5 protein-coding genes and 2 pseudogenes are annotated in these 4,955 nt (G+C 68.7%); 3 read left to right on the top strand and 4 right to left on the bottom strand.

The window, feature by feature from the left end; translation table 11 throughout:
- Positions 1–14: 14 nt before the first annotated feature.
- The 4 genes and pseudogenes from istA to EFK10_RS47375 form a co-directional block, all read right to left on the bottom strand.
- Positions 15–1,280 (bottom strand): IS21 family transposase, encoded by a 1,266-nt coding sequence (gene istA / locus EFK10_RS13515; RefSeq protein ID WP_127355954.1) that lies wholly within the window; start codon positions 1,278–1,280, stop codon positions 15–17.
- A 109-nt stretch (positions 1,281–1,389) separates the two neighbouring features.
- Positions 1,390–1,483: pseudogene (locus EFK10_RS53240) on the bottom strand (IS5-like element IS4811 family transposase); the annotation flags it as partial.
- Between the two features lie 120 nt (positions 1,484–1,603).
- Positions 1,604–2,062 carry a hypothetical protein gene (locus tag EFK10_RS13510; RefSeq protein ID WP_127355953.1) on the bottom strand — a complete coding sequence of 153 codons (459 nt, stop codon included), beginning with the start codon at positions 2,060–2,062 and terminating at the stop codon, positions 1,604–1,606.
- 362 nt (positions 2,063–2,424) lie between these two features.
- Positions 2,425–2,592 (bottom strand): hypothetical protein, encoded by a 168-nt coding sequence (locus tag EFK10_RS47375; RefSeq protein ID WP_164835976.1) that lies wholly within the window; start codon positions 2,590–2,592, stop codon positions 2,425–2,427.
- A 124-nt stretch (positions 2,593–2,716) separates the two neighbouring features.
- Between EFK10_RS47375 and EFK10_RS50105 the strand changes: the two are divergent.
- The 3 genes and pseudogenes from EFK10_RS50105 to EFK10_RS13495 form a co-directional block, all read left to right on the top strand.
- Positions 2,717–2,881 (top strand): annotated as a pseudogene (locus EFK10_RS50105) (acyl-CoA dehydrogenase family protein); the annotation flags it as partial.
- A 28-nt stretch (positions 2,882–2,909) separates the two neighbouring features.
- Positions 2,910–3,812, top strand: coding sequence for an oxygenase MpaB family protein (locus EFK10_RS13500; protein WP_127355952.1), 903 nt, complete (start codon positions 2,910–2,912; stop codon positions 3,810–3,812).
- Between the two features lie 404 nt (positions 3,813–4,216).
- Entirely contained in the window at positions 4,217–4,882 is a 666-nt protein-coding gene (locus EFK10_RS13495) for a dihydrofolate reductase family protein (RefSeq protein ID WP_240677201.1), read from the top strand.
- The last annotated feature ends 73 nt before the right edge of the window (positions 4,883–4,955 follow it).

Raw genomic sequence — 4,955 nt, 5'->3', positions numbered from 1 at the left:
GGCGGTGCGGGACATCAGGTGTCCTCCTTTCCGGCGCCGCCCTCGATGAGGGTGAACATGCGGTCGTAGGTGCCCAGCTCGCGCTGTTCGACCTCGATGCCGAGGCTGTTCGGGGCCCAGATTGCGGCTCGGGCGGCGGCCGCGCGGGCGGCCTGCTGGTGAATCACCTCGCCGCGCAGGACACGGGCAGCCGCGGCGTGTTCCGGGTCGGTGACCGACTGGTGCCGGGCCCAGCAGCGGGCATGACGGGCCACCACGTCCTCGCCGCAGGTCACGGTGATCTCCTCGATATCGCTGCGGACCTGGACCACGTGGCCGATCGCGCGGGGATGGACGGAGTAGTCGCAGGTGTCGACGCGGATGTAGTGGTCACGGCCCAGGCGGGTGCGAAGCGGCCACCAGTGGGGCGGGTCGACCGGTGGGATGGTGAGCATCGCCGCGCGGTCCGCCTCCCAGCGGTCCACCGGCCGGGCGTCGATGGAGCGGTGATGGCGCCGGTTGGCGATCTGCAGCCACGCCGTCAGCTGGGCGTTGAAATCGTCCGGGCCGGTGAAGACGCGGCCGGGCAGGAAGCTGGTCTCCAGATAGCCATTGGCCCGCTCCACCAGCCCTTTCGCTTCCGGGTCGCGGGGCCGGCACAGGTGCACCCGGGTGGCGAGCAGGCCCGCGAACGCGGCGAACTCACTGGTCAGCCTGCCCTTGCCGACACCAGTCTCGTTGTCCCAGACCAGCGTCTTCGGCACGGCTCGCCAGCCGGTCAGCAGGCGCCAGTGGCCGTCGATCAGATCACCTGTCTGCCGCGAGGGCAGCATCCGGGCAGTGATCACCCGCGAGTAGCCGGACACGATGACCAGCACCGGCGGGCGCCCGCTCTGACCGTAACCGAGCGGGACATCGACCGGCGGGAACCACAGGTCGCACTGCGCGAGCTCGCCCGGCTCGTAGACCGTCCGCGAGACCGGATCCGCCGGCAGATACGCCGGTCGCAACTCGCGCACCCGCTCTCGCAGGATCGTCAGTCCGTGCTGCCAGCCGATCCGCTCCGCGATCACCGTGACGGGCATCGTCGGGGTCTGATTCAGCAGTTCCCGCACGGCCGGCTCGACCGCGTCCACCGCCGAGCCCTTCAGCGGGCGCCGGTACTGCGGCGGCCGGTCCGAGGCCAGAGCCCGCAACACGGTGTTCCTGGAAATCCCCAGCCGCCGGGCCACTGCCCGGGCCGACAGCCCCTCCGTCCGGTGCATACGCCGGATCTCAGCCCAGTCCTCCACGTGGATCACCCTCTCTTCCTCCCTGTCCTCCACAACCAAGTGAAGTCAGGATGATCAAGAGATCGCGGAGTGGCTCACTTTTCATCCGCCGTACGTGGCCCTCGTTTCACCCGTTGCCGACAGCGGCCCAGGTGATCAGGACCTCACAGTGCAGGCAGGCGTTCGTAGTCGCCTGCGTGACGGCGGCCGTACATGATCCAGGCTAGCGAGCGTCCCGTGGTGCATCACGCGGCCGCCAGAGGACTTCGCGGGCGTTGAGGTTGGTCATGTCGGCGGGGGTGCAACCGAGAGGTGCAGCCACCGATGCGGAAAGAGTCGGCATGCCCGGATGTTCAGTAGCGCTGCGCTTTGGCGATCTTGGGTGCTGACGCGGTGGAGGTCCCGGAGGCGAGGGGTGTGGCCTTCTCGCCCGGGGGTACGTCGGTGGCGCTGACGACGGTGCTCTCGACGGTCTTGCCGGAGCTGTCGATGAAATCAATCTGTACGGCGAAGGAGGCCGGTTGGCGGGTCCTATTGGTGATGGTCACCACCGCTAGTCGTTTGCCTGCTTTCGTAGCGGTCGGCAGCCCTGTGATGGACACATCGTCGATCGCGTTGCCGGAACCCGAAACGGACTTCAGCACCTTCTCCGCCGATGTGCGGGCCTTTTCAACCTGAGCCGAGACGGACGCGTCGAACTCCGACGCGCGGGCCTCCAGGGAAGAGGCCATGGCCACCGAGGAGGGGTGTGAGGTGGCCAGGGACGCCGCAGCCGACTGGAGTGCCGATGCATCGGTGAATACCTTCGTCACGCCCGGACTTGGCACTTCGGAGGCCAGGGCCGCCGCGGACGCCGCAGCCCGGGAGGCATAGGCGGCCGCGGAGGAGGCGGCAGCTTGCGCACCGCTGGGCTTGCTCGTCGAGGGGCCGCATGCCGACATGGCTGCCGCGATCCCGGTCGCAGCGAGCACCACGAGGGCGGAAGCCAACGCTGACGCCCGTCGCTCAGCCCCTCGAACGGTGGAGCGCGTGCCGCTTCTGCTCACTGTCCCTCCCTGGATCCCGGGCAGGGAATAGGCCTACCCACTCCCCACAGCCTGCGCCGTCCCGTCTCAAGGCGCGACAGATGAGACCCAGAAGAGGGATGGATCTTGTGGTAGACGGTCGCGTCCCGTCACCGTCCGCCGACGCGCCCGCGGGTGCAGGGCCGGCGCTGGCCGGTGTAGCCCGTGTACAGGGGGACCGCGGCGCGCTCGGGGAGATCATCGCGGCACACGATGACGGCGTCGCCGTCGTCGGCGTGCTCCTCGCTGGCGGCGGTGACCCGGATCAGGACGGCCATCGTGTCGGGGTCCCGCCCGTATCAGCCGTGGCGGGTGCCATCAGGCCCACTGGGCCCCGCCCTGCGGGTGCCGAAAACCCCATCCATGGCCTGCGACGTGCAGGTTCTCATGAACGGCGGACGATCGTCGGATAGGAGTGTCAGGCTGATCGTTCGCTGCCTCCAGCTGCATGGCGGCTACGGCTACATCGCGGAGTACGCCATCGGGCGGTCCTACCTCGACGCCCGGATCCAAACCATCTACGGCGGGACCACCGAGATCATGAAGGAGATCATCGGCCGGGATCTCGCCCCACGACGACCGAGAGGGCGAAGCGATGACGCGGCTCAGGCGCGACCACTGGCTCCGGCATATCGAACATCTCGACCCCGAGCGGGACTACGAGGAGATCCACCGCATCTCCACGGCCCACGAATTCCCCTGGGACACCGTCCAGGCCCTCAGCTTCGCCCTCTACCGCACCTACGCCGTACCCAGTGTCGGCCAACTCCTGGCCACCACAGGAGAGCTGACGAAGCGCCCGCAGAAGCGGTACGACGACACCGTCCTCATCCTCGACGCCGTTGCCGAGCACGGCATCGCCTCGCAGCAGGGCCGCGAGGCGGTGCGCCGCATGAACCAGATGCACCGCCGCTACGAGATCTCCAACGACGACTTCCGGTATGTGCTGGCCACCTTCGTCGTCGTCCCCAAGCGCTGGATGGACGCCTACGGCTGGCGCCGCCACTGCCCGACCGAGGTGCGCGCCTTCACCAACTACTACCGCTCGCTCGGCGCGCACATGAACATCCAGGACATCCCGGAGACCTACGAGGAGTTCGAACAGCTCCTCGACGACTACGAGCGCACCCACTTCACCCACGACGACAACAGTGTTGCTGTCTCCGACGCCACCCTGAGCCTGATCGCCTCGTGGTACCCGGGCCCACTGGGGCGCGTCGTGCGCGCCTCGACGGTCTGCCTCATGGACGACCCACTGCTGAAGGCATTCGGCTACCGGGTCCCGAACCCGCTGTTGCGAGCGGTGGTACGCGCCGGGATGCGGCTGCGTGGCCGGGCCGTACGGCTGCTGCCACCGCGCCACGAGCCCTTCTTCGCCCGCCGGTCGCCCACCGTACGCGGCTACAAGAACGGCTACCGGGTCACGGAACTCGGCACGTTCGCGCCGGGCACCTGCCCCGTACCGCACGAGGCCCGTTCCAAGGAGAACACCGAGTGACCACCTCCGCCATCAACCCGCCCGGTCTCGAACTCGCTTGCCCTGGGACGCTGGTTTCGATGTCCACTCGAAGGCGTCGGCCCACAGCTGGGCTTCGCCTGGCTCCCAGCCCTGCGGCGCCATGTCCCCGGTGATCGGCGCCCGCACCCGGTCGGTGGTTGCGGGTGCCGATAATTCATCCGCCCAGGTTGCGCTTGATCGCCGATCTTCGGCTGCGCCTCCCTTCACCCTGTTGTCTCCGCCTGTGCAGGGCATCGACGGCATCATGATTTGTCGTGCTGCGCCTTGTGTATCTCGCCGTGACCCACGCCTTTGCGCTCCTGCACCTGCTGCCGATGGGCGACGGAGAGAAAGAGAGCGATGAGTAGCGATGAGTTTGGGCGGCGGATCGGGTCCGCCCTGGCATGACTCGAATCCTCGCTGACATCTCGGTCTCCCTCGACGGCTTCGTCACCGGGCCCGACCCCGGCCCGGACAACGGTCTGGGCACCGGCGGCGAGGCCCTGCACACCTGGGCATTTTCCGACGCCCCCGACGACCGCCGGGTCCTGCGCGAGGCGACCGCCCGCTCGGGCGCCGTCGTCCTCGGCCGCCGGCTCTTCGACGTGGTCGACGGGCCGAACGGCTGGGACGACAAGTCCGGCTACGGCGCCGGCGAGGTCGGCAAGCCCGCGTTCGTCGTCGTGACGAGCTCGCCGCCGGAGTCGGTGCGGCTCACCGACCTCGACTGGACGTTCGTCACCACCGGTCTGCCTGGCGCCGTCACCGCCGCGCGCGAGCGCGCCGAGGCGGCGTCGTCGGACAGCGGCAAGGACCTCGACGTCGTCCTCATGGGCGGCGGCGCCACGATCGGCTCGGCGCTCGACGCCGGCCTGGTCGACGCGCTGACGCTGCACCTCGCGCCCGTCGTGCTGGGTGCCGGGACGCCACTGTTCACCATCGGAGCGCCGCGCACGCTGGTGCAGCGGAGCGTGACCTCGACATCGACCGCGACGCTGCGGGTGCCGAGAATCTCATCCGCGCACGTCAGGGGCCAGACGGCCTGCCCTAGTGTAGTGACTCTCAAATGACTGTCAGTAGTTTGTTATGCTGAGGTGTGTACCGAATCGCTCCGCCTTTGACGATGACCGACGACCAGCGCGC

This window comes from Streptomyces soli (genome assembly GCF_003999195.1).
In the GTDB taxonomy this organism is placed as follows: Bacteria; Actinomycetota; Actinomycetes; order Streptomycetales; family Streptomycetaceae; genus Actinacidiphila; species Actinacidiphila soli.
Note: the sequence above shows the minus strand (reverse complement) of the source record. Positions and strands in the feature narration are given on the sequence as shown.